The 22,141-nt window shown below is 55.2% G+C and carries 19 protein-coding genes; 9 read left to right on the forward strand and 10 right to left on the reverse strand.

From position 1 onward, the window contains the following. Positions 1 to 72: 72 nt before the first annotated feature. Positions 73 to 1,449, reverse strand: coding sequence for a CoA transferase (locus tag V6944_RS08425; protein ID WP_333498640.1), 1,377 nt, complete (start codon positions 1,447 to 1,449; stop codon positions 73 to 75). A 100-nt stretch (positions 1,450 to 1,549) separates the two neighbouring features. Between V6944_RS08425 and V6944_RS08430 the strand changes: the two genes are divergently transcribed. Continuing rightward, complete coding sequence (locus tag V6944_RS08430; RefSeq protein WP_333498641.1) at positions 1,550 to 3,004, forward strand: NAD-dependent succinate-semialdehyde dehydrogenase; 1,455 nt, start codon at positions 1,550 to 1,552, stop codon at positions 3,002 to 3,004. 27 nt (positions 3,005 to 3,031) lie between these two features. Then, entirely contained in the window at positions 3,032 to 3,307 is a 276-nt protein-coding gene (locus V6944_RS08435) for a barstar family protein (RefSeq protein WP_333496278.1), read from the forward strand. Positions 3,308 to 3,361: 54 nt separating this feature from the next. Here V6944_RS08435 and yhcN-B read toward each other — a convergent pair whose 3' ends face one another. From yhcN-B to argR, 3 genes are all read right to left on the reverse strand, one after another. Then, entirely contained in the window at positions 3,362 to 3,628 is a 267-nt protein-coding gene (gene yhcN-B / locus V6944_RS08440; RefSeq protein WP_333498642.1) for a DUF1471 family stress response protein YhcN-B, read from the reverse strand. Positions 3,629 to 3,729: 101 nt separating this feature from the next. Beyond that, the gene (gene yhcN / locus V6944_RS08445; RefSeq protein WP_185669806.1) at positions 3,730 to 3,993 is read right to left on the reverse strand and encodes a peroxide/acid stress response protein YhcN; all 264 of its coding nucleotides are present in this window, start codon (positions 3,991 to 3,993) and stop codon (positions 3,730 to 3,732) included. A 376-nt stretch (positions 3,994 to 4,369) separates the two neighbouring features. After that, complete coding sequence (gene argR / locus V6944_RS08450; RefSeq protein ID WP_185669807.1) at positions 4,370 to 4,840, reverse strand: transcriptional regulator ArgR; 471 nt, start codon at positions 4,838 to 4,840, stop codon at positions 4,370 to 4,372. Between the two features lie 455 nt (positions 4,841 to 5,295). Here argR and mdh point away from each other — a divergent pair, with 455 nt between their 5' ends. Further along, a complete protein-coding gene (mdh, locus tag V6944_RS08455; RefSeq protein ID WP_333498643.1) occupies positions 5,296 to 6,234 on the forward strand; it encodes a malate dehydrogenase in 939 nt (312 codons plus the stop codon). A gap of 54 nt (positions 6,235 to 6,288) precedes the next feature. Here the strand turns inward: mdh and degS are convergent, their stop codons facing one another. The 3 genes from degS to zapG form a co-directional block, all read right to left on the reverse strand. Continuing rightward, complete coding sequence (degS, locus tag V6944_RS08460) at positions 6,289 to 7,356, reverse strand: outer membrane-stress sensor serine endopeptidase DegS (protein WP_333498644.1); 1,068 nt, start codon at positions 7,354 to 7,356, stop codon at positions 6,289 to 6,291. 88 nt (positions 7,357 to 7,444) lie between these two features. Further along, positions 7,445 to 8,821, reverse strand: a complete 1,377-nt coding sequence (gene degQ / locus V6944_RS08465) for a serine endoprotease DegQ (RefSeq protein WP_333498645.1) — start codon at positions 8,819 to 8,821, stop codon at positions 7,445 to 7,447. Positions 8,822 to 8,959: 138 nt separating this feature from the next. After that, positions 8,960 to 9,358, reverse strand: a complete 399-nt coding sequence (gene zapG / locus V6944_RS08470; RefSeq protein WP_333498646.1) for a Z-ring associated protein ZapG — start codon at positions 9,356 to 9,358, stop codon at positions 8,960 to 8,962. Between the two features lie 198 nt (positions 9,359 to 9,556). On the opposite strand from zapG, the gene zapE reads away from it, so the two are divergent. The 5 genes from zapE (at position 9,557) to sspB (ending at position 13,291) form a co-directional block, all read left to right on the forward strand. Further along, positions 9,557 to 10,687 (forward strand): cell division protein ZapE, encoded by a 1,131-nt coding sequence (gene zapE / locus V6944_RS08475; protein ID WP_333498647.1) that lies wholly within the window; start codon positions 9,557 to 9,559, stop codon positions 10,685 to 10,687. 324 nt (positions 10,688 to 11,011) lie between these two features. Then, positions 11,012 to 11,440 carry a 50S ribosomal protein L13 gene (gene rplM / locus V6944_RS08480; protein ID WP_185667784.1) on the forward strand — a complete coding sequence of 143 codons (429 nt, stop codon included), beginning with the start codon at positions 11,012 to 11,014 and terminating at the stop codon, positions 11,438 to 11,440. Between the two features lie 15 nt (positions 11,441 to 11,455). Continuing rightward, positions 11,456 to 11,848, forward strand: coding sequence for a 30S ribosomal protein S9 (rpsI, locus tag V6944_RS08485; protein WP_000829818.1), 393 nt, complete (start codon positions 11,456 to 11,458; stop codon positions 11,846 to 11,848). Between the two features lie 299 nt (positions 11,849 to 12,147). Then, positions 12,148 to 12,786, forward strand: a complete 639-nt coding sequence (gene sspA / locus V6944_RS08490) for a stringent starvation protein SspA (protein ID WP_185667785.1) — start codon at positions 12,148 to 12,150, stop codon at positions 12,784 to 12,786. Positions 12,787 to 12,790: 4 nt separating this feature from the next. Further along, complete coding sequence (gene sspB, locus V6944_RS08495) at positions 12,791 to 13,291, forward strand: ClpXP protease specificity-enhancing factor (protein WP_333498648.1); 501 nt, start codon at positions 12,791 to 12,793, stop codon at positions 13,289 to 13,291. Between the two features lie 36 nt (positions 13,292 to 13,327). On the opposite strand, the gene V6944_RS08500 is transcribed toward sspB, so the two are convergent. From V6944_RS08500 to gltB, 3 genes are all read right to left on the reverse strand, one after another. After that, a complete protein-coding gene (locus tag V6944_RS08500; RefSeq protein WP_333498649.1) occupies positions 13,328 to 14,407 on the reverse strand; it encodes a PDDEXK nuclease domain-containing protein in 1,080 nt (359 codons plus the stop codon). 209 nt (positions 14,408 to 14,616) lie between these two features. Continuing rightward, positions 14,617 to 16,035: a glutamate synthase subunit GltD gene (gene gltD / locus V6944_RS08505; RefSeq protein WP_333498650.1), complete on the reverse strand. Its 1,419-nt coding sequence runs from the start codon at positions 16,033 to 16,035 to the stop codon at positions 14,617 to 14,619. Between the two features lie 9 nt (positions 16,036 to 16,044). Then, positions 16,045 to 20,505 (reverse strand): glutamate synthase large subunit, encoded by a 4,461-nt coding sequence (gltB, locus tag V6944_RS08510; RefSeq protein WP_220440877.1) that lies wholly within the window; start codon positions 20,503 to 20,505, stop codon positions 16,045 to 16,047. A gap of 685 nt (positions 20,506 to 21,190) precedes the next feature. On the opposite strand from gltB, the gene V6944_RS08515 reads away from it, so the two are divergent. After that, positions 21,191 to 22,114: a TIGR01212 family radical SAM protein gene (locus tag V6944_RS08515; protein WP_333498651.1), complete on the forward strand. Its 924-nt coding sequence runs from the start codon at positions 21,191 to 21,193 to the stop codon at positions 22,112 to 22,114. The last annotated feature ends 27 nt before the right edge of the window (positions 22,115 to 22,141 follow it).

The raw sequence follows: 22,141 nt of genomic DNA on the forward strand, positions 1-22,141 counted from the left end.
TCCCGGAGTCGCTGCGCTCGTCCGGGCTACAAATCGCAGGTAGCCCGGACGAGCGCAGCGACTCCGGGAGCCCTACCACCATTCCGCGCGATGCGCCCCTAACGGCATGGCCGGCATCGCAAACGCCATCGGTGTTTGTGCAAGCGCCAGCGCGCTGTTGAAGTAGCTTAACTCGCCGAATGGTCCCTGCTCGGTCACCATACAACGGGTAATCGCCGCTTCGCCTGGTGGGGCAATCGTCTGAAAATCCGCAATGCCCCCCAACTGCTGTAGCCACGTCGCCGTCCGGCACAATGACACATCTACCCGCCATGCACCGCCTTCATTACGCTGACGCTCCAGCGCCATCAACACGCCAAGCGTGGCGAGATAGCCGCTCAGATAATCATTCGGATAGGTTGGCCCCAGCATCGGCTGGCCCGCGCCGCCCTGTGCTACCGCCATACCGGTCACGGTCTGAGCAAGCTGCTCGAAGCCCGGCCGTGTTTTCCACGGCCCACGGTGGCCGTAGCAGTTCAGGTTAACCGTAATGATTTGGGGATTGATCTGCGCCATCTCTTCATCACTCAGGCCATAGCGGGCAAGCGCGCCGGGACGGTAGCTTTGCACAAACACATCACCTTCGCGGACCAGTTTCGCCGCCGTCTCGCGACCTTCGGTGGTGGAGAGTTCAAGATACGCGTTGCGTTTGCCGTGGTTGGTATCAACGTCAAACGGCAAAATCCGTGGACGATAAGGGGATGAAAGGTGCAGTACATTGGCGCCCATCTGCGCCAGGCCGCGGGTCGCCGTTGGCCCGGCTATCACGTGGGTGGCATCCAGCACGCGCAGCGACTTCAGCACCCGTGGCGTATCGTAACGACGTGCCTTCGGGGCGCTATCGGTCAGCCGCGTCAGGCGAATCAGTGGCTCCTGACTCACCGCCAGCCCCTGCGGATGTGCCAGCCACTCTTCACGACTGCGGGCAATGGCGGCGCACAGCCCAGCGTCGGCAATGGTCTGCTCCAGCTTCTGCGCTTCCCACTTCGCCACGGCCTGCGCCACACGGCTACGGTTATTGGGCACGTCGAGAATATCCAGAATGCCATCACGCAAACGCGGGTAGCCGCCGTGCAGGAAAATCCAGCGGTTGTCGGCAGTGAGGTAGAAATCAGTGGTGGGGTAGTCCGGGTCGTTGTACTGCCAGTTATAGCCGTTCTGCTGCTGGAAGGTGACCGCGTGGGTTGAGGCGGCAGCGCTATGGCAATCGACGGTAATTTCCTGCTGCTTGCCTCGCAGCACATCGAGCATCAGCCCTTGTAGCGCTAGCGCGAAGGCGGCTGCCTCTCCGATGGCAAACGGCGTCGGATAGACCGGTTCTGTGCTGGTGAACGTCGCGCGATCGCTCGCCAGATGTGCTAGCCCAAGCTCGTGGCACAGCTTATCAAAAACAGGATATTCACGTTTCACCGCAGGCTCCTTTCCGTTAATAAGACTATCGTTATTCTGACAACTATTACGCCAAAAGCGATAGCTATACTTAGATGGAAACACTTTTCAGGAGGGTGTAATGACCACGCAAGCATGGCAGGACAACGATCTCTTTCAGACGGGCTACCTGGTGAACGGCGAATGGCACCAGCTTAGTACCACCTTTGATGTGCTCAACCCTGCGACGGGTGAGGTTGTCGCCAAAGTCGCAAAGGCCGGTCAGCAGGAGACGGAACAGGCGATTGCCGCCGCCGCCCGCGCGTTTCCACTCTGGCGGGCGAAAACGGCGAAGGCACGCTCGGAGCTGCTGTATCGCTGGTATCAGCTCATCATCGAACATAAAAGTTGGCTGGCGAAGCTGATGACCATCGAACAGGGCAAACCGCTGAAAGAGGCGGAGGGCGAGGTGGACTACGCAGCGAGCTTTATCCAGTGGTTTGCCGAACAGGGGAAACGGGCGAACGGCGAGATAATTCCGCCAGCGAAACCGGGCTCACGCATTCTGGCGACCCGTGAGCCTATCGGCGTGGTAGCGGCGATTACGCCGTGGAACTTCCCGATGGCGATGCTCACCCGCAAGCTTGGCCCGGCGCTGGCGGCTGGCTGTACCGGGGTGATTAAACCCGCCAATAACACGCCACTGTGCGCGTTCGCACTGCTGGCGCTGGCGAAGAAAGCGGGGATTCCGGACGGGGTGTTGAACGCCGTGGCGGGGAATACGCTGGAGATTAGCGACGCGATTATGGCAAGCCATGACGTGCGTAAAATCTCTTTTACCGGATCAACCTCGGTGGGTAAAACGCTGGTGCGTAACGCAGCAGAAACCATGAAGAAAGTCTCCATGGAGCTCGGCGGCAACGCGCCGTACATCGTCTTTGAAGACGCGGATATTGACGCCGCCGTTCAGGGGGCTATCGCCAATAAGTTCCGCAACGCCGGACAGGTGTGCGTGAGCGTTAACCGTTTTTATATTCACGACAGCGTGTATGAGCGCTTCGTCAGCCAGCTTGCCGCCGCTGTGAAGGCACTGAAAGTGGGGAACGGGCTGGATGACGGCGTGATCGTGGGGCCATTGATTGAGGCTGCTGCGGTTAAAAAAGTGCGCGAACATGTTGAGGATGCTGTCGCGAAAGGGGCCAAAGTGCTGGCTGGTGGGCAGCCGCATGCGCTGGGCGGTAACTTCTGGCAGCCGACGGTGCTGGGCGACTGTCAGGAAAAAATGCTGCTGGCGCAGGAGGAGACATTTGGTCCGCTGGCGGCCTGCTTCCGTTTTAGCGATGAAGATGAAGTTATTCAGCGCGCGAATAATACACCTTACGGCCTGGCAGCCTATTTCTACACCCAGAACCTGTCGCGCGTCTTCCGCGTCGCGCAGGCGCTGGAGAGCGGTATGATCGGCATTAACGAATGTGTCGTTTCAACCGAGCTGGGGCCGTTTGGCGGCGTGAAGGAGTCGGGGCTTGGGCGCGAAGGTTCAGTGCTGGGGCTAGAAGAGTACCTCGAGGTGAAAACGCTGCACATTGGGGGACTTTAGTCTGTTGAATGGGAGAGAGGGCGTAAGATGAAAATCTATACTTTTGATTTTGACGAGATAGAGGATCAGGGCGATTTTTATCGGGAATTCGCCCGTCTTTTTGCCCTCGATCGTGAGTCGATTCGCGATCTGGATGCGCTCTGGAACGTGGTGACTGGCAATGTAATACCGCTGCCGCTGGAGATTGAATTCCTGCACATGGACGATAAGCAGCGCCGACGCTATGGTGCGCTGATTCTGCTATTTGATGAAGCAGAAGAAGAGCTGGAAGGGATGCTGCGCTTTAACGTTCAGCGCGGGTAAAAAAAAGCCCTCGCCGAAAGGCGAGGGCAAGTCGTCGGACAAGACGACGAGGGTTTATTTGTACAGTTCAGCCGTAGCGTGCGAGCTGTCGCCGGTACGGGCTTCGATAATGCGGTAGCTGCTAGCGCCTTCTTTTTCTGCTTTTGCGGCTAACTGGCTACGCATATCCATTGGGTCGCTACCTATCTGTGAAACGGAAACGGTGCCCATGGACTGTAGGTTCTGTGCCTGGTCTGCGCTCACCTGATGTACTGCGGCGCTTGCGCCGAAAGAGAGTACGGATGCCAGACCAAGGGATGCGATGATAATTGCGCTTTTCATATACTTTACTCCTCACCTTATTGTGCAGCGGTGAGAGGATGCTGATGCTTATTCCTGGGACCGCTGGGGATATTCTTTACTCAATACCGACGTACTGCGTCTTATTTATACAGTTCAGCCGTTGCATGCCAGCGATCGCCGGTACGCGCTTCAATGATGCGGTAAGACGATGCACCTTGTTCTTCCGCTTTCTTGTTCAGCATCTCATGCATATCCATCGGGGTTGAACCGACGGAACCGATGGAAACGGTGCCGATTGACTGACGGGTTTGTGCCTGGTCGCTGTTGATAGAATCAGCGGCGAAAGCGCCAAACGAGATAACGGATAGGATGCTCAGAGCGGCAACGGTAGTTTTGATTTTCATGATACTCACCTCGTCGAATTTTTTTGGAAGGCCTTTGTTTTGTGACCCTCATCACGAAATTAAGTATACACTAATCACATGAAATATTAATACCCCGCTAATTGTTTCTCGTGTAATTACTTGTCAGGAATCGTCATTTTTAGAACATATACGTATAAAAAAACGCATATTTTGGCAAAGTCGTCGGCTAATAATGCGTAAAATCAAAAAGATAGGATAATTTGATGTTTTGTGCGCTTAAGTCGAGATATATTCACTACATCTATGTGAATGCACAAAGAATCGCACTAAATGTTAACGGAACGGCAGTGAAAACGGCGGGGCGTTGGCGGGAAAACAGACTCCTCCGGAGAAACCAGAGGAGTATCGCGAGGGATTACAGTTCCTGTTCGAACAGAACCTGAATGGCCTCGTAGAGATCTTTAACAGTGAAACCCCGAGCAGGCGTGGTGAAGATCGTGTCATCACCGGCAATGCTGCCAAGAATGCCTTCCGCTTTGCCCAGCGAGTCCAGCAGACGCGCGATCAGCTGCGCCGCACCAGGGCTGGTATGAATGACGACGACAGCGTCGTTGTAGTCAATATCCAGAACCAGGTTCTTCAGCGGGCTGGAGGTGGTCGGCACGCCCAGCTCAGCAGGCAGGCAGTAAACCATCTCCATTTTGGCGTTGCGGGTACGCACTGCGCCAAACTTTGTCAGCATACGGGAGACTTTGGACTGGTTGATATTATCGAAGCCTTCTTCCTGCAATGCCTGAACAATTTCGCCCTGAGAGCTAAATTTTTCTTCTTTCAGTAATGCTTTAAAGGCTTTAACTAATTCTTCTTGTTTAGTGGAACTTCGCATAAGTCACCTGACTATGGTGGTGAAATTAACATTATTATGCATATAGGTGAATTTTTATGCAAAACAATTTATCCCAAGGGGCTAGGCCAAATAGAGAAAGGCGGGATTTTAGCAAAAATTAGACCTAAGAAACATGCCTATATCACGGGATCCAAATAAGTTAAAAGTAAATGAATTGTTATTAAATTGCTGTTGTTTTACGCAACATGCTGAGTATATTGTAATCGATAGTTGATGAAAGTTTGGTTTCGTAGATAGACCTTTTTCTGGGAGTAGTGCGGTAACGCCAGCAATGCTGCTGGAGGCGCCGCATTCTGTAAGCAATTATATTGTAATTATTTACCTTGTGAATTAAGGTCGCCGCAACGGAGTAACAACAGGTATCTCTTGCGTCGGTTATGCGGTCCACGACAGGTTATTACCTGAATGTCATTAACCATAATAAGGAGTTTAGGATGAAAGTCGCAGTCCTTGGTGCCGCCGGCGGTATTGGCCAGGCGCTTGCCCTACTACTAAAGACCCAACTGCCTTCAGGTTCAGAACTCTCCCTCTATGATATTGCCCCCGTCACGCCTGGCGTGGCTGTCGATCTCAGCCATATTCCGACTGATGTGAACATCAAAGGTTTCTCTGGTGAAGATGCGACGCCTGCGCTGGAAGGGGCGGATGTTGTCCTGATCTCTGCTGGGGTGGCTCGTAAACCCGGTATGGATCGCTCCGATCTGTTTAACGTTAACGCCGGGATTGTCAAAAACCTGGTGCAACAAATCGCAAAAACCGCGCCTAAAGCCTGCATTGGTATCATTACCAACCCGGTCAACACCACCGTGGCGATCGCCGCCGAGGTGCTGAAGAAGGCGGGCGTGTACGACAAAAATAAACTGTTCGGCGTGACCACGCTGGATATCATCCGCTCCAATACCTTCGTCGCTGAACTGAAAGGTAAAAAATGCGGCGATGTCGAAGTCCCGGTTATCGGTGGCCACTCCGGCGTCACGATTCTTCCTTTATTGTCGCAAATCCCAGGGGGCAGTTTCTCCGAGCAGGAAGTGAATGACCTGACGAAGCGTATCCAGAATGCGGGTACCGAAGTGGTGGAAGCAAAAGCCGGTGGCGGGTCAGCCACGCTCTCTATGGGCCAGGCTGCAGCGCGCTTTGGGCTGTCTCTGGTTCGCGCCTTGCAGGGCGAGAAAGGGGTGGTTGAGTGCGCCTATGTTGAAGGTGACGGCGAATACGCTCGTTTCTTCTCACAGCCGCTGCTGCTCGGCAAAAACGGGATTGAAGAACGTCAGTCTATTGGCAAACTGAGCGCTTACGAGCAGCAGGCGCTGGAAGGGATGCTGGATACGCTGAGAAAAGATATTCAGCTTGGCGAAGATTTTATTAATAAATAAAACCTGAGCGTGGAATAGAACAAAGGGGCCGATGGCCCCTTTGCATTTGGTCGTTTAGTTCGACGCCGGATATTCCTGAATCGTCACCTGCATCGTCAACTTCTTATCATCACGCATAACCACTACTGGGATCACTGAACCTGGGCGGATCTCCGCGACCTGGTCCATGGTCTCCAGTGCGGAAACCGCCGGTTTACCGTTCACCGAGATAATTACGTCGTTGTTCTGAATGCCTGCCTGCGCGGCCGGGCCGTCCGGGGCGATTTCGTTAACCACAATCCCCTGAATCTGATCGATACCGCCGCCCTGCGCGCGCAGCGGCGCAATTTCACGACCGCTAATGCCGATAAAGCCGCGGATCACGCGACCGTCACGGATGAGCTTATCCATAATTTTGGTCGCCAGCTGGAATGGGATCGCAAAGCTCAGCCCTTCCGGCGTCTCGCCGTCGTTGCTCTTATCGAAAGAGAGGGTGTTGATACCCATCAGTTCGCCCAGCGAGTTCACCAGCGCGCCGCCGGAGTTACCGTGGTTGATGGAGGCATCGGTTTGCAGAAAGTTCTGTCGGCCGCTTGGGTTCAGGCCAATACGACCAGTGGCGCTGATAATCCCCTGGGTGATGGTCTGACCGAGGTTATACGGGTTGCCGATAGCCAGCACTACGTCGCCGATGTGCGGTACGCGGGTGGGGTTAATCGGGATCACCGGCAGGCCACCGGTGGCGTTAATTTTGAGTACCGCGAGGTCGGTCAGGCTATCGGAGCCAACCAGCAGCGCTTCAAACACCCGGCCGTCCTGCAGCGCGACGATAATCTGGTCCGCATCGTTGATCACGTGTTTGTTGGTAATGATGTACCCGCGCTGATCCATAATCACACCGGAACCGAGCGTTTTAATCTCCAGCTGGCTGTGGGTGCTGCTGTTCAGGCTGCGGTTATAGACGTTAACCACCGCAGGCGCGGCGCGGCGCACCGCCGGATTATAGCTGGCGGGCGTTTCATCCGTGCTGCTAAAGCGCTGAGTGGCTAATGGATTCCACTGACGCAAAGAGGGGACGGTCACAATCAATATACCGCCAACCAGTAAACCTAGTGCGACGGAACGTAAGAGCTTTAGAAGCATGATACAAGCATCGTTGATGAAGAAACTGAGCGAAGCATACCACGAGTTTACCGGACATACATTGCATGCTATGTCCGGTTTCCGAGGATTAGCGCATAAGCAGGTAGATGCTCTCGTTGCCGCGCATAACGTTGAGTGCAATCACCGCCGGTTTGGTTTCCAGCACCTTACGCAGCTCGGCAATCGATTCGGTCTGCTGGCGGTTAATACCGATGATCACGTCATCTTTATGCAGACCTACCTGAGCGGCCGGGCTACCTTTCTCGACGTTGGAAATCACCACCCCTTTGGTGCCGCTTTTCGCCTGACCATCGCTCAGGGTTGCCCCTTCCAGCGCTGGGATAATTAGCTGTGCACTGGCGGTGGATGAGGTGCTCTTATCCAGCGTGACTTCGACTTCCAGCGGTTTGCCGTCGCGCAACAGACCCAGTTTCACTTTCGAGCCTGGTTCAGTTGTGGCAATACGGGAACGCAGTTCGGCGAAGCTGTTCAGCGGTTTACCGTTCAGGCTGGTGATCACGTCACCGGACTTAATCCCGGCTTTGGCTGAGCCGGAGTTTGGCAGCACTTCACTGACGAAGGCGCCGCGCTGCACGTCAAGATTAAACGCTTTCGCGATATCGGCGGTCATTTCCATACCGCGGATGCCGAGCAGGCCGCGTTTGATTTCACCAAACTGAATCAGCTGCTGTGCCAGGGTTTGCGCCATATTGCTCGGGATGGCAAAGCCGATACCGATGCTACCGCCGCCAGGCGCCAGAATAGCGGTGTTGATGCCAATCAGCTCGCCGTTCAGGTTGAGCAGCGCGCCGCCGGAGTTACCGCGGTTAATGGCGGCATCGGTCTGAATAAAGTTTTCCAGCCCTTCAAGGTTCAGGCCGCTGCGGCCCAGCGCCGAGACAATCCCGGAGGTCACGGTCTGACCGAGACCAAACGGGTTACCGACGGCGACGGCGAAATCGCCCACGCGCAGCTTGTCGGAGTCGGCGATGGTAATTTGCGTCAGGTGACTGGCTTTCTGGATTTGTAGCAGGGCGATATCGCTCTGGTCGTCGCTGCCGATAAGCTTGGCTTCAAATTCACGGCCATCGTTAAGCTGGACGCTGATCTTCTGTGCGTCGCTCACCACATGGTTGTTGGTCAGCACATAGCCTTTGATGGCATCAATGATGACCCCGGAGCCCAGCCCTTCAAACTGCTGTGTGGGTTCATTTGCCGGGTTACTGCCGTCATCGCCAAAGAATTTCTTCAGCTCATCCGGAACCTGCTGATTCACCGGCGCGGTGCCCTCTACCTTCACGCTCACCACGGCGGGCAGCACTTTCTCCAGCATCGGCGCGAGGCTTGGCAGGGCGCCCTGGCCTGGAACCTGCGTCGGCAGCGAAGCCAGTACCGGAGCCGGTACGGCGAGTGATAACCCGATGCTTAACGCCAGTGCACTTAACAGTAAAGTCGATTTCTTCATTGATGCTGGCCCTCATGACCCTGTATGCAAGGACAATACTTCCCGAAAAGACTGATGTTATTGAAGTAAATATAGTCGGCGTGAGCAGAAGAGGACGGGCGCAAATGATGCGCCCGTGAAATATTTATGGAATGCAGATTAATCGCGTTTTGCGCCGCTACGCAGCAGGCCGGATGCGCCGTCAGAATAGTCGCGCGGCATCTGAACCGGCGCCTGGTCGTTACCCGCTTCGGATTCGGCCAGACGGTTACGGAACGGGTTGGCATCTGGAGACATGCCCGGCAGCAGGTTGCTGGAGCTTTTCGCCATGTGCTGATAAATCTGGCGGTAGTCGTCTGCCATGTTATCAAGCAGTTCCGCGCTGCGGGCAAAATGGCTGACCAGCTCTTCGCGATACTCTTCCAGCTCGGCTTTGTTTTTCTCCAGCTCGTACTGCAGCGCCTGCTGCTGACGTAATTTGCTATTACCAAAACGCATGGCCACGGCACCGATGATGATACCGACAACTAACCCAATTAGCGCGTATTCCCAGGTCATGAACATCTCCCGTTGTTTTATAGTTCCATAGGGTATTGGCAGCTTCGGCAGCTCCATGCCAGCGCCCGATAGTGCCACTATAACCGCTAATCCCGTAGAAGTGGAATCCTGACGCATCATCGCGTAGTGTAGAACGGACTTTTTTTAGTCAATCGTGAAGTAAGACATACCGGTTTTCAAAGGAATAACAATTAGATCATGCAAAGCCAGTCCCCCACATCGCGCTATCTTCAGGCTCTTGAAGAGGGCAGTCATCAACCCGATGACGTTCAGCGTGAGGCGGTTAACCGCCTCGACACTATTTACCAGGAACTGCAAAACAAAACGCCCGCACCTGCACCTGTCTCCGGCGGTGGCCTGCGCGCGCGCTTTGGCAAGCTGCTGGGTAAGAAGGAGGCTGACACCCCGCCTGCGGTGCGCGGCCTTTATATGTGGGGCGGCGTAGGGCGCGGCAAGACCTGGCTGATGGATATGTTCTATCAGAGTCTGCCGGGCACGCGTAAACAGCGTCTGCACTTCCACCGCTTTATGCTGCGGGTGCACGAAGAGTTGGGCGAATTGCAAGGGCATAGCGACCCGCTGGAAATCGTCGCCGAACGGTTTAAAGCGGAAACTGACGTGCTGTGCTTCGATGAGTTTTTTGTTTCCGATATCACCGATGCCATGCTGCTTGGCGGCCTGATGAAGGCGCTGTTTGCCCGTGGTATTACGCTGGTGGCGACCTCTAACATTCCGCCGGATGAGCTCTACCGCAACGGCCTGCAGCGTGCGCGCTTCCTGCCGGCGATTGAAGCGATTAAAGAACACTGCGATATCATGAACGTTGATGCCGGCATCGACTATCGTCTGCGAACGTTAACGCAGGCGCATCTGTGGCTATCACCGCTGAATGCCGATACGCGTCAGCAGATGAACAAGCTGTGGCTCGCACTGGCGGGGACCGCGCAGCAGAACCAGACGACGCTGGAGATTAACCACCGTCAGTTGCCGACGCTGGGCGTTGAGAACCAGACGCTGGCGGTGTCGTTCACCACGCTGTGCGTCGATGCGCGCAGTCAGCATGACTACATCGCGCTCTCGCGTTTGTTCCACACCGTGATGCTCTACGACGTGCCGATAATGACGCCGCTGCTGGAGAGCGAGGCCCGCCGCTTTATTGCGCTGGTGGATGAGTTCTATGAACGCCACGTGAAACTGGTGGTCAGCGCCGAGGTGGAGCTTTACAACATCTATCAGGGCGAGCGGCTGAAGTTTGAGTTCCAGCGTTGCCTGTCGCGCTTGCAGGAGATGCAGAGCGAAGAGTATCTGAAGCGTCCGCACATGCCATAAATGCATAGCCGATGTAGCCCGGGCGAGGCGTTTATGCCGACCCCGGGGAACCTCCGCACGAATTCCCGGCGTCGCTTCGCTCGGCCGGGTTACATGGGCAAACAAAACCCGCGTCAAATCTCATAAAGGGGTCGATCTTTGACCCCGACTTCTCTATAATCTTGCGACCCCACGTTACAAGAGAGTTTTTTTCCCAAAACTTTCTCTGCGCCGGCATAGGCTATTCGAAGGGGTAGGTTTGCTGGACAATGTCGTGTGAACCTCAACTGACAAAACGTTTGGGTGTTCACCAACGTGTAACTAATTTATTTGGGTAAGCTTTTAATGAAAACTTTTACAGCTAAACCAGAAACCGTAAAACGCGACTGGTATGTTGTTGACGCGACCGGTAAAACTCTGGGCCGTCTGGCTTCCGAACTGGCTCTGCGCCTGCGCGGTAAGCACAAAGCGGAATACACTCCGCACGTAGATACTGGTGATTACATCATCGTTCTGAACGCTGACAAAGTTGCTGTAACCGGCAACAAGCGTACTGACAAAGTGTACTATCGTCACACTGGCTACGTCGGTGGTCTTAAAGAAGCGACCTTTGAAGAGATGATTGCTCGCCATCCTGAGCGTGTGATTGAAATCGCGGTTAAAGGCATGCTGCCAAAAGGCCCGCTGGGTCGTGCAATGTTCCGTAAACTGAAAGTTTACGCGGGTAACGAGCACAACCACGCGGCACAGCAACCGCAAGTTCTTGACATCTAATCGGGATTATAGGCAATGGCTGAAAATCAATACTACGGCACTGGTCGCCGCAAAAGTTCCGCAGCTCGCGTTTTCATCAAACCGGGCAACGGCAAAATCGTTATCAACCAACGTTCTCTGGAACAGTACTTCGGTCGTGAAACTGCCCGCATGGTAGTTCGTCAGCCGCTGGAACTGGTCGACATGGTTGAGAAACTGGATCTGTACATCACTGTTAAAGGTGGTGGTATCTCTGGTCAGGCTGGTGCGATCCGTCACGGTATCACCCGCGCTCTGATGGAGTACGATGAGTCCCTGCGTTCCGAACTGCGTAAAGCTGGCTTCGTTACTCGTGATGCTCGTCAGGTTGAACGTAAGAAAGTCGGCCTGCGTAAAGCACGTCGTCGTCCTCAGTTCTCCAAGCGTTAATTTGTTTCTGCTTCGGCAGACAACAATTGGCGAAAAAAACCCGCTCCGGCGGGTTTTTTTATACCTGCAATTCGATGGCCGCTGGGCTCTTTTTCCGCTTTTCCGGAATCCCCTCACCACAAGCCGTTCAAAATCTGGTAGACTATCATCCAATTTTCTGCCCAAATGCGCGCGATTGTTCATTTTTTGTTTAATTCGTGAACGAGAATGTTGTTCAGCGTGCAGATAGGGCTAATCATCTGGCTAGCCGCCGTTGTGGCTGGTAGCAGTAAAAATTCTGAATATACCTGGAGGTTTTCATGGCTGTCGCTGCCAACAAACGTTCGGTAATGACGCTGTTTTCTGGTCCTACTGACATCTATAGCCATCAGGTCCGCATCGTGCTGGCTGAGAAAGGCGTCAGCTTTGAGATAGAGCACGTGGAAAAGGACAATCCACCGCAGGATCTGATTGACCTCAACCCGAATCAAAGCGTACCGACACTGGTGGATCGTGAACTGACTCTGTGGGAGTCACGCATCATTATGGAATACCTGGATGAGCGTTTCCCTCATCCGCCGCTGATGCCTGTTTACCCGGTCGCACGTGGTGAAAGCCGCCTGTACATGCACCGCATCGAGAAAGACTGGTACTCACTGATGAATACAGTGATGAATGGCTCCGCTGCTCAGGCTGACGCTGCGCGTAAACAGCTGCGTGAAGAGCTGCTGGCCATTGCGCCGGTCTTCACCCAGAAGCCGTTCTTCCTGAGCGATGAGTTCAGCATCGTCGATTGCTACCTGGCTCCACTGCTGTGGCGTCTGCCGGTAATGGGCATCGAGCTTGTTGGCGCGGGTGCGAAAGAGCTGAAAGGCTATATGACTCGTGTCTTCGAACGTGACTCTTTCCTCGCGTCCTTAACGGAAGCCGAGCGCGAAATGCGCCTTGGCCGGGGTTAATTGAATGGAAGTATCACAGCTTTCCCCACGCCGTCCGTACCTGCTGCGTGCGTTCTACGAGTGGCTGCTGGATAACCAGCTGACGCCACATCTGGTAGTCGATGTCATGATGCCAGGCGTGAACGTGCCAATGGAATACGCGCGTGATGGGCAGATCGTGTTGAACATCGCGCCGCGCGCGGTGGGCAACCTTGAGCTGGCCAACGACGAAGTGCGCTTTAACGCGCGCTTTGGCGGCGTACCGCGTCAGGTTAACGTGCCGCTGGCCGCCGTGCTGGCTATCTATGCCCGTGAGAACGGCGCCGGAACCATGTTTGAACCTGAAACTGCATACGATGAAAATGCGGACAGTTTCAACGACGATCAGGACGTGGATAACGGTGGAAGCGAAACGGTGATGTCAGTGATTGACGGCGATAAGCCCGATATCAGCGATGATAACGACCCGGATGATACGCCACCGCCGCCTCGCGGTGGACGCCCAGCGCTCCGCGTAGTGAAGTAAGATGAGAACAGGCCCTTTGGGGCCTGTTTTGTTTTGTCAGTCAGACAATGAATTACCCCGCGCGGCCAGTGCTTTTTGCGAGCGAATCAGCTCATCTGCTAGCCGTTTTTCATCAGGCAACTGGACTCTGCATTCGCTTGCCATCACGGTATTGGGCAGACCGTTCAGTGAGTAGTGTGCTGCCCCTTTCTCCGCACACAGAATGAGCCCCACGGGCGGATTTTCTCCCGGTATAGTCCAATGCTCTTTAGCATAGTTCAGGTACATATTCATTTGCCCTGCATCGGCATAGCTGAATTTGCCGACTTTCAGGTCGATAACCAATAGACAACGTAATTTTCGGTGGAAAAATAGCAGGTCGACGCGAAACCAGCTATCGTCAATCCGCAAGCGACGTTGACGGCCTATAAACGCAAAGTCATCGCCCAGTTCCAGCATAAAGTCCATCAGATGGTTTATGAGCGCTTCTTCAAGATCAGACTCTGAATATTCGTCCTTCAGGTTTAAAAATTCCAGAATGAAAGGGTCGCGCAGTGCCTGTTCCGGTAAAAGCTCGGGGACGGTAGGCGTGCCCTGTTGCAGCAAGGCTGATTTGTCATGGGATAGCAGCGTCCGCTCGTAAAACTGCGTGGCAATTTGCCGCTCTAACTGTCTTACCGACCAACCGTTACGTAATGTCTCTTTTTCATAAAATTGACGGGCATTAGCGTCTTTGACTGACAGTAAGCGGACATAGGCTGACCACGGAAGAGGGAAAGCTCGGGCAAGCTGTATCAGAAACGAAGATTCTGCAGACACTGTCTGCAGAATTTCAACTTCTTGAAAATAGAGATAAAACGTTCTTATCTGCCACAGGTTTCTGCTAGAAAACCCACGCTTATACCGCTGAGTTAAATCTACCGATAAGCGTTCAATCAGCTGAGAGCCGTAGGCCGCCCGCGCTTGCCCGTTTTGTTCAAACTCGACAATCCGTCGCCCTATTTCCCAATAGGTTGCCGTCATCAGGGCGTTGACGCTGCGGACGGTTTCAGTACGGGCGGTGTCCAGCAGATGGATAATACCGTCATGGATTTGCTGGTAATCCTCAGCGGGCTGAAGTGATGTTGGTATGGTCATGTCATCCCTGATGCGCTAGCGGCGAAATAAAAGGTATCGCAACCAATACGCTCCAGGCATTGCAGGGTCAATCCAGGGGAGTGGTATTACATTGAGTTACGCCCGCGTTTGCGAGCCGCTTTCAAAGAATATGTAGACGAGTATTTAGCAGAGAAATACAGGCTCCCCATCCGTCAGCGTAACGCTTAGGCAGGGGAGCCGGAACGGTTTTACACTTCCAGGTAGTTCATAATCCCGTCAGCCGCTTTACGACCTTCGGCAATCGCGGTGACCACCAGATCCGAGCCGCGCACGATGTCACCACCGGCGAAGATTTTCGGATTGCTGGTCTGGAAGGCGTTATCGCTTCCTTCAGGCGCAATGATGCGGCCCTGCGAGTCCAGCTCGACGCTGTGTTTCGCCAGCCATTCCATGCTGTGCGGACGGAAGCCAAACGCCATCACCACGGCGTCAGCAGGAACCACGTGCTCGGAACCGGCGACGATCTCCGCGCGACGGCGGCCTTTCGCATCCGGTTGACCCATTTCGGTACGCGCCATTTTCACGCCGCAGACCTTGCCGTTGGCATTCACTTCCACGCCCAGCGGCTGGACGTTGAACTGGAATTCCACGCCTTCTTCACGCGCGTTTTTCACTTCGCGTTTGGAGCCCGGCATGTTCTCTTCATCACGACGGTAGGCACAGGTCACGTGCGTTGCGCCCTGGCGAATGGAGGTGCGTACGCAGTCCATCGCGGTATCACCGCCACCCAGTACCACCACACGCTTGCCTTCCATGCTGACGTAAGGTTCTTCAGCGGTTTCGCCGAAGCCCATCATCTGCTTGGTGTTGGCAATCAGGAACGGTAGCGCATCGAATACGCCGGAAGCGTCTTCGTTCTCCAGGCCGCCGCGCATGGATTGATAGGTGCCCACGCCGAGGAAGACGGCATCGTAATCCTTCAGCAGGTCATCCAGTTGAACGTCACGGCCCACTTCCACGTTGAGTTTGAACTCAATCCCCATGCCGGTGAAGATCTCACGGCGTCGGGTCATCACCTCTTTTTCCAGCTTGAAGGCTGGGATACCGAAGGTCAGCAGACCGCCGATTTCAGGGTGACGGTCAAAGACCACGGCCTTCACACCGTTACGGGTCAGCACGTCAGCACACGCCAGGCCCGCTGGGCCTGCGCCGATGATGGCGACTTTCTTGTCGGTCTGCTTCACGCCGGTCATATCCGGACGCCAGCCCATCTCGAACGCTTTATCGTTGATATAGCGTTCGATGTTGCCGATGGTGACCGCGCCGAACTCGTCGTTCAGCGTACAGGAACCTTCGCACAGACGGTCTTGTGGACAAACGCGCCCGCAGACTTCTGGCAGGGTGTTAGTCTGGTGTGACAGCTCAGCGGCTTCAAAAATACGCCCCTCGTTGGCGAGCTTCAGCCAGTTAGGGATGTAGTTGTGTACCGGACATTTCCACTCGCAGTAAGGGTTACCGCAGGACAGGCAGCGGTCTGCCTGTGCTTTGGCCTGGCCTTCGGAAAACGGCTCGTAGATCTCAATAAACTCGATCTTGCGGATCTTCAGCGGTTTCTTTGGCGGATCAACGCGCTGCAGGTCGATAAATTGATAAACGTTCTGACTCATGATGACCTCTTACTGCGCCTGCACACGCAGCTCAGCTGCGCTACGACTACGGTGACCCAACAGGGCTTTCACATCACTGGACTTCGGCTTAACCAGCGCGAACTTCGCGGAGTAAGTCTCCCAGTGCGCCAGGATCTCTTCGCCGCGGGAAGAACCGGTCAGTTGCACGTGCTCGGTAATCAGGCCGCGCAGATGCTCTTCGTGAATGGCCAATGTATCGACATCCAGCACTTCTACCAGTTCCGGGTTCACGCGCTTGCGGAAATCACCGTCTTCATCCAGTACGTAGGCGAAGCCGCCCGTCATACCGGCACCGAAGTTAACGCCCGTTTTGCCCAGCACGCAGACAATACCGCCGGTCATGTATTCACAACCGTTGTCGCCGATGCCTTCTACGACGGTAATCGCCCCGGAGTTACGCACGCCGAAACGTTCACCCGCGCGGCCAGCAGCGTACAGACGACCGCCGGTCGCGCCGTACAGACAGGTGTTGCCGATGATGCTCGCTTCGTGGCTGCGGAAGGAAGAGCCTACCGGAGGACGAATGGCCAGCAGACCGCCCGCCATGCCTTTACCGACGTAGTCGTTGGCATCGCCGGTCAGGTACAGCTCAACGCCGCCTGCGTTCCACACACCGAAGCTCTGGCCCGCGGTACCGCTGAAGTGCGCTTTAATCGGGTCTGCCGCCAGCCCTTGGTCACCGTGGGTCTGGGCAATATAGCCAGACAGCGATGCGCCAACGGAACGGTCGGTGTTGCGGATATCAAACCAGAAGGTTTTGCTCTGGCGTTCATCCACAAACGGTTTTGCCTGCTGCAGCAACTGCGCGTTCAGCACGCCGTTATCAAACGGCGGGTTGTTCTCGGTACAGTACAGCGCTTTGCCAGGATGTGGCTCAGCGGTTTCCAGCAGACGAGACAGCTCCAGCTTCTGCTGCTTGGCGGTGAAGCCATCCAGCTCTTTGAGCAGGTCGGTGCGGCCAATCAGGTCAACGAGACGGGTTACGCCCAGTTCAGCCATTAGCTCGCGCACTTCACGGGCGATGAATTCAAAGTAGTTGGTCACTTTGAACGGCAGGCCGTGATAGTGGTTCTTACGCAGTTTCTCATCCTGAGTTGCCACGCCGGTTGCGCAGTTGTTCAGGTGACAAATACGCAGGTATTTACAGCCCAGCGCGACCATTGGCCCGGTACCGAAGCCGAAGCTTTCTGCGCCGAGGATAGCCGCTTTAATGATGTCGACACCCGTTTTCAGGCCGCCATCCACCTGCAGACGAATCTTGTGACGCAGGCCGTTAGCGACCAGCGCCTGTTGCGTTTCGACCAGGCCCAGTTCCCACGGGCAGCCTGCGTACTTCACGGAGGAGAGTGGGCTTGCACCGGTGCCGCCGTCGTAGCCAGCGATGGTGATAAGGTCGGCATAGGCTTTTGCCACGCCGGTTGCGATGGTGCCCACGCCCGGTTCGGAAACCAGCTTCACGGAGATCATCGCTTTCGGGTTGACCTGTTTCAGGTCGAAAATCAGCTGCGCCAGATCCTCGATAGAGTAAATATCGTGGTGTGGCGGAGGCGAAATCAGCGTCACGCCCGGTACGGAGTAGCGCAGTTTGGCGATGTACGGGGTGACTTTATCACCCGGCAACTGGCCGCCTTCACCTGGCTTCGCGCCCTGGGCAACTTTAATCTGAATCACGTCAGCGTTAACCAGGTACGCTGGCGTCACGCCAAAGCGACCGGAAGCCACCTGCTTGATGCGTGACACTTTGTTGGTGCCGTAACGCGCCGGGTCTTCGCCGCCTTCGCCGGAGTTCGAGTTGCCGCCGATGCTGTTCATTGCTTCGGCCAGCGCTTCGTGTGCTTCCGGGCTCAGTGCGCCGATAGACATCGCAGCGGTATCGAAACGCTTGAACAGGTCGCTTGCTGGCTCAACGTCGGCCAGGTTGACGGTTTCACCGTTCGGGCTAATCGCCAGCAGGTCGCGCAGCGTTGCTGCAGGGCGGTTGTTCACCAGCTCTGCATATTCTTTGTAATCGCTGTATTCGCCGCTCTGTACCGCCTGTTGCAGGGTGCGTACCACGTCCGGGTTGTAGGCGTGGTATTCGCCACCGTGGACGTACTTCAGCAGGCCGCCCTGTTCCAGCGGTTTACGCGCCAGCCAGGCACGCTTCGACAGGTTCAGCAAATCTTGCTGGAAGTCATCGAACGACGCGCCGCCGATGCGGCTCACTACGCCCTGGAAGCAGTTATCGACCACATCATCGTGCAGGCCGACCGCTTCAAACAGCTTGGAGCAACGGTAAGATGCGATGGTCGAGATGCCCATTTTGGACATGATCTTGTACAGGCCTTTGTTGATGCCGTTACGGTAGTTCAGCATCACCGTGCGGTAATCTTTCTCGATAGCATGCGTATCGATGAGACGACCCAGGGTTTCATAAGCCAGGTACGGGTAGATAGCCGTGGCGCCAAAGCCGAGCAGCACCGCAAAGTGGTGCGGGTCACGGGCGCTAGCGGTTTCGACGATGATGTTGGCATCGCAGCGCAGGCTCTTATCAACCAGACGGGTCTGGATAGCGCCTACCGCCATCGGTGCCGGTACCGGCAGACGATTTTTAGCGATGTTACGGTCAGAGAGCACCAGCAGAACGGTACCGTTACGGACCATCTGTTCGGCTTTATCGCACAGCGCTTTCACCGTCTCTTCGAGGTTGGTTTCCGTCACATCGAAGGTGATATCCAGCGTGTCGGCGCGGTAGTGCTCCTCTTTCATCGTAGTGAGCTGATTGAAATCGGAGTACAGCAGAATCGGTGATTTGAAGCTCAGGCGGTGCGCCTGGCCTTCTGCTTCGCAGAAGACGTTCATCTCGCGGCCGATGCTGGTTGCCAGCGACATCACGTGTGCTTCACGCAGCGGGTCGATTGGCGGGTTGGTCACCTGCGCAAACTGCTGGCGGAAGTAGTCGTAAATGATACGCGGCTGGCTGGAGAGCACGGCGAACGGGGTATCGTCACCCATTGAGCCGACCGCTTCCTGGCCATTTTCACCGAGTACGCGGATAACGGAATCCAGCTCTTCGGCGCTGTAGTTAAACTGTTTCTGGTAGCTGGCGAGGGTATCGTCGTCCAGCTCGCGGCTGCCAACGCGGTCGTCCGCCAGATCTTCGAACGGCACCAGGCGGCGAACGTTCTTCTCCATCCACTCTTTGTACGGGTGGCGGCTTTTCAGATCGTTGTCGGTTTCGGCCGAGTGCAGAATGCGGCCGCTGCGGGTGTCGATAACCATCAGCTCGCCCGGGCCTACGCGGCCTTTTTCAACCACTTCGTCAGGCTGGTAATCCCAGATACCGACTTCAGAGGCGCAGGTGATGAGCTTGTCTTTGGTGATGACGTAGCGCGCGGGACGCAGACCGTTACGGTCGAGGTTACAGGCAGCGTAGCGACCGTCAGACATGACGATACCTGCCGGGCCGTCCCACGGTTCCATGTGCATGGAGTTAAAGTCGAAGAATGAACGCAGGTCCGGGTCCATATCTGGGTTGTTCTGCCAGGCCGGTGGTACCAGCAGACGCATGGCGCGGATGATGTCCATCCCGCCCGCCAGCAGCAGCTCAAGCATGTTATCCATGGAGCTGGAGTCGGAGCCGGTTTCGTTAACAAACGGCGCAGCGTCGTGCAGATCCGGAATCAGTGGGGTCTGGAACTTATAGGTACGCGCACGTGCCCACTGGCGGTTACCGGTGATGGTGTTGATTTCGCCGTTGTGCGCCAGATAGCGGAACGGCTGAGCCAGCGGCCAGCGTGGCACGGTGTTAGTGGAGAAGCGCTGGTGGAACAGGCAGATGGCTGATTCCAGGCGCAGGTCCGCTAGGTCCAGGTAGAAGCGCGGCAAATCCGCCGGCATACACAGACCTTTATAGATATTGACCAGGTTCGACAGGCTACAAACGTAGAAGTCTTTATCTTCCTGGAGGCGCTTTTCGATACGACGACGCGCGATAAACAGGCGGCGTTCCATATCGCGTGGGCGCCAGCCCGCAGGGGCGTTTACAAAAATTTGTTCAATGCGAGGCAGAGAGGAGAGGGCGATCTCACCCAATACGCCTTCGTTGGTTGGCACATCGCGCCAGCCGACGATAGACAGGGTTTCACGCTGCAGTTCTTCTTCTACAACACGGCGAGATGCCGCAGCTCGTTCAGGATCTTTATTCAGGAACAGCATCCCAACGGCATAGTTTTTCGCTAAGCGCCAGCCGCGCTCTTCGGCGACGATGCGAAAGAAACGGTCAGGTTTTTGCAGCAGCAGACCACAACCGTCACCGGTTTTACCGTCGGCGAGAATCGCGCCACGGTGCTGCATTCGGGCCAGTGCGTGTATCGCGGTACGCACTACCTTGTGGCTAGGTTCGCCTTCTATGTGGGCGATCAGGCCGAAACCACAGTTATCCCTCTCAAGGGATTTATCGTACAACATATCAGTGAACCTCCCCAGGCTCTACGGGACGCCCCCTTAATCGATTGCGCGCAAGGCACAGCAAGAGCATGGCGACGGGGTATGGCATTCATCTGCCTAACCTCGCATTCGCCCTCTTTTATCCTTTTCGCGTAGGTCGCACAAGTTTGAGGACTTGCTTAAGAGGGAATCTCAATTACTGCATAAATATGATGAGCAGACTGCTCATCCAGAAAGCTTCCAGCGGATGCCCAACTTATCGGGAATCGATACATAGGTCAAATGGCAATCTTATTTATACAGAAATGTGCTATGGAGCATTTAAGATAATGATATATAAGAAAAATGTGTCATTTTTGGTTAGCGTTAAGCGTGCTGAATGGGATTAGCTAGTGTGATCTGTCTCACTATCTGAAAGCGCTGTTTTAATCGTCATGCACTGTTTATATCACGATAAGTAGCATTTAATGCTGGCATGGAGTGTAGGGGTATAGGATCACTCTGTTTTTCAACGGCAGATAGATTTTTGCAAATTAGCCGCTGAACATAAGTAAAAATAATCTATATGGCTGTGAATGAAATTGCAGTTATTTTGATTGGTTATGCAATGAGGTAAAAGGTCTACATGACGATTGATCCAGGTCATCGCCGATCGAGACTAAAAATGGCAGGCTTGGCCCCTTTCTTCAGGCCGGTCTATCAGATTATGCAGTTACAAAAATTAGTCAATATGTTTGGTGGGGATCTTACGCGTCGTTACGGCGAAAAGGTTCATAAACTGACGCTGCATGGTGGATTTAGCTGTCCCAACCGCGATGGCACCATCGGCCGCGGTGGCTGCACGTTCTGCAATGTGGCCTCGTTTGCCGATGAAGAGCAGCAACATAAGTCGATTGCCGAGCAGCTGGCGCACCAGGCGAACCTGGTGAATCGCGCAAAACGCTACCTGGCCTACTTTCAGGCCTATACCAGTACCTTTGCCGAAGTGCAGGTGCTGCGTTCGATGTACCAGCAGGCCATCAGTCAGGCAAATATCGTCGGGCTGTGCGTCGGCACGCGCCCGGACTGCGTACCGGAGGCGGTGCTTGACCTGTTGAGTGAATACCACGAGCAGGGCTATGAAGTGTGGCTGGAGCTTGGCCTGCAAACGGCACACGATAAAACGCTGCACCGTATTAACCGCGGCCATGATTTTGCCTGCTATCAGAACACCACCCGTCTGGCGCGCGAACGCGGCCTGAAGGTGTGCAGCCACCTGATTGTCGGCCTGCCGGGCGAAGGGCAGCGCGAATGTCTGGAGACGCTTGAGCAGGTCGTTGAGACGGGTGTCGACGGGATTAAGCTGCATCCGCTACATATTGTCACCGGCAGCATCATGGCGAAAGCCTGGGAAGCCGGGCGTCTGAACGGGATTGCGTTGGACGACTATACGGTCACCGCGGGCGAGATGATTCGCCATACGCCGCCGGAGGTGATTTATCACCGCATTTCTGCCAGCGCACGTCGCCCGACGCTGCTGGCTCCGCTGTGGTGTGAGAACCGCTGGACCGGGATGGTGGAGCTGGATAAATACCTGAATGAGCACGGCGTGCAGGGCTCAGCGTTGGGCCAGCCGTGGGTGCAGCCATAGCGCTGCGGCAGCCTACAACAGCCGTGT

Source organism: Kluyvera sp. CHPC 1.2972, from assembly GCF_036759925.1.
Taxonomy (GTDB): Bacteria; Pseudomonadota; Gammaproteobacteria; order Enterobacterales; family Enterobacteriaceae; genus Kluyvera.

Bases quoted from the DNA above. Each gene is read 5' to 3' on its own strand.
- degS (WP_333498644.1), bottom strand. From the start codon at position 7,356: ATGCTTCTAAAGCTCTTACGTTCCGTCGCACTAGGTTTACTGGTTGGC.
- sspA (WP_185667785.1), top strand. From the start codon at position 12,148: ATGGCTGTCGCTGCCAACAAACGTTCGGTAATGACGCTGTTTTCTGGT.
- mdh (WP_333498643.1), top strand. From the start codon at position 5,296: ATGAAAGTCGCAGTCCTTGGTGCCGCCGGCGGTATTGGCCAGGCGCTT.
- V6944_RS08515 (WP_333498651.1), top strand. From the start codon at position 21,191: ATGCAGTTACAAAAATTAGTCAATATGTTTGGTGGGGATCTTACGCGT.
- yhcN (WP_185669806.1), bottom strand. From the start codon at position 3,993: ATGAAAATCAAAACTACCGTTGCCGCTCTGAGCATCCTATCCGTTATC.
- gltD (WP_333498650.1), bottom strand. From the start codon at position 16,035: ATGAGTCAGAACGTTTATCAATTTATCGACCTGCAGCGCGTTGATCCG.
- zapG (WP_333498646.1), bottom strand. From the start codon at position 9,358: ATGACCTGGGAATACGCGCTAATTGGGTTAGTTGTCGGTATCATCATC.
- yhcN-B (WP_333498642.1), bottom strand. From the start codon at position 3,628: ATGAAAAGCGCAATTATCATCGCATCCCTTGGTCTGGCATCCGTACTC.
- gltB (WP_220440877.1), bottom strand. From the start codon at position 20,505: ATGTTGTACGATAAATCCCTTGAGAGGGATAACTGTGGTTTCGGCCTG.
- degQ (WP_333498645.1), bottom strand. From the start codon at position 8,821: ATGAAGAAATCGACTTTACTGTTAAGTGCACTGGCGTTAAGCATCGGG.
- rplM (WP_185667784.1), top strand. From the start codon at position 11,012: ATGAAAACTTTTACAGCTAAACCAGAAACCGTAAAACGCGACTGGTAT.
- argR (WP_185669807.1), bottom strand. From the start codon at position 4,840: ATGCGAAGTTCCACTAAACAAGAAGAATTAGTTAAAGCCTTTAAAGCA.
- V6944_RS08430 (WP_333498641.1), top strand. From the start codon at position 1,550: ATGACCACGCAAGCATGGCAGGACAACGATCTCTTTCAGACGGGCTAC.
- zapE (WP_333498647.1), top strand. From the start codon at position 9,557: ATGCAAAGCCAGTCCCCCACATCGCGCTATCTTCAGGCTCTTGAAGAG.
- rpsI (WP_000829818.1), top strand. From the start codon at position 11,456: ATGGCTGAAAATCAATACTACGGCACTGGTCGCCGCAAAAGTTCCGCA.
- sspB (WP_333498648.1), top strand. From the start codon at position 12,791: ATGGAAGTATCACAGCTTTCCCCACGCCGTCCGTACCTGCTGCGTGCG.
- V6944_RS08435 (WP_333496278.1), top strand. From the start codon at position 3,032: ATGAAAATCTATACTTTTGATTTTGACGAGATAGAGGATCAGGGCGAT.
- V6944_RS08500 (WP_333498649.1), bottom strand. From the start codon at position 14,407: ATGACCATACCAACATCACTTCAGCCCGCTGAGGATTACCAGCAAATC.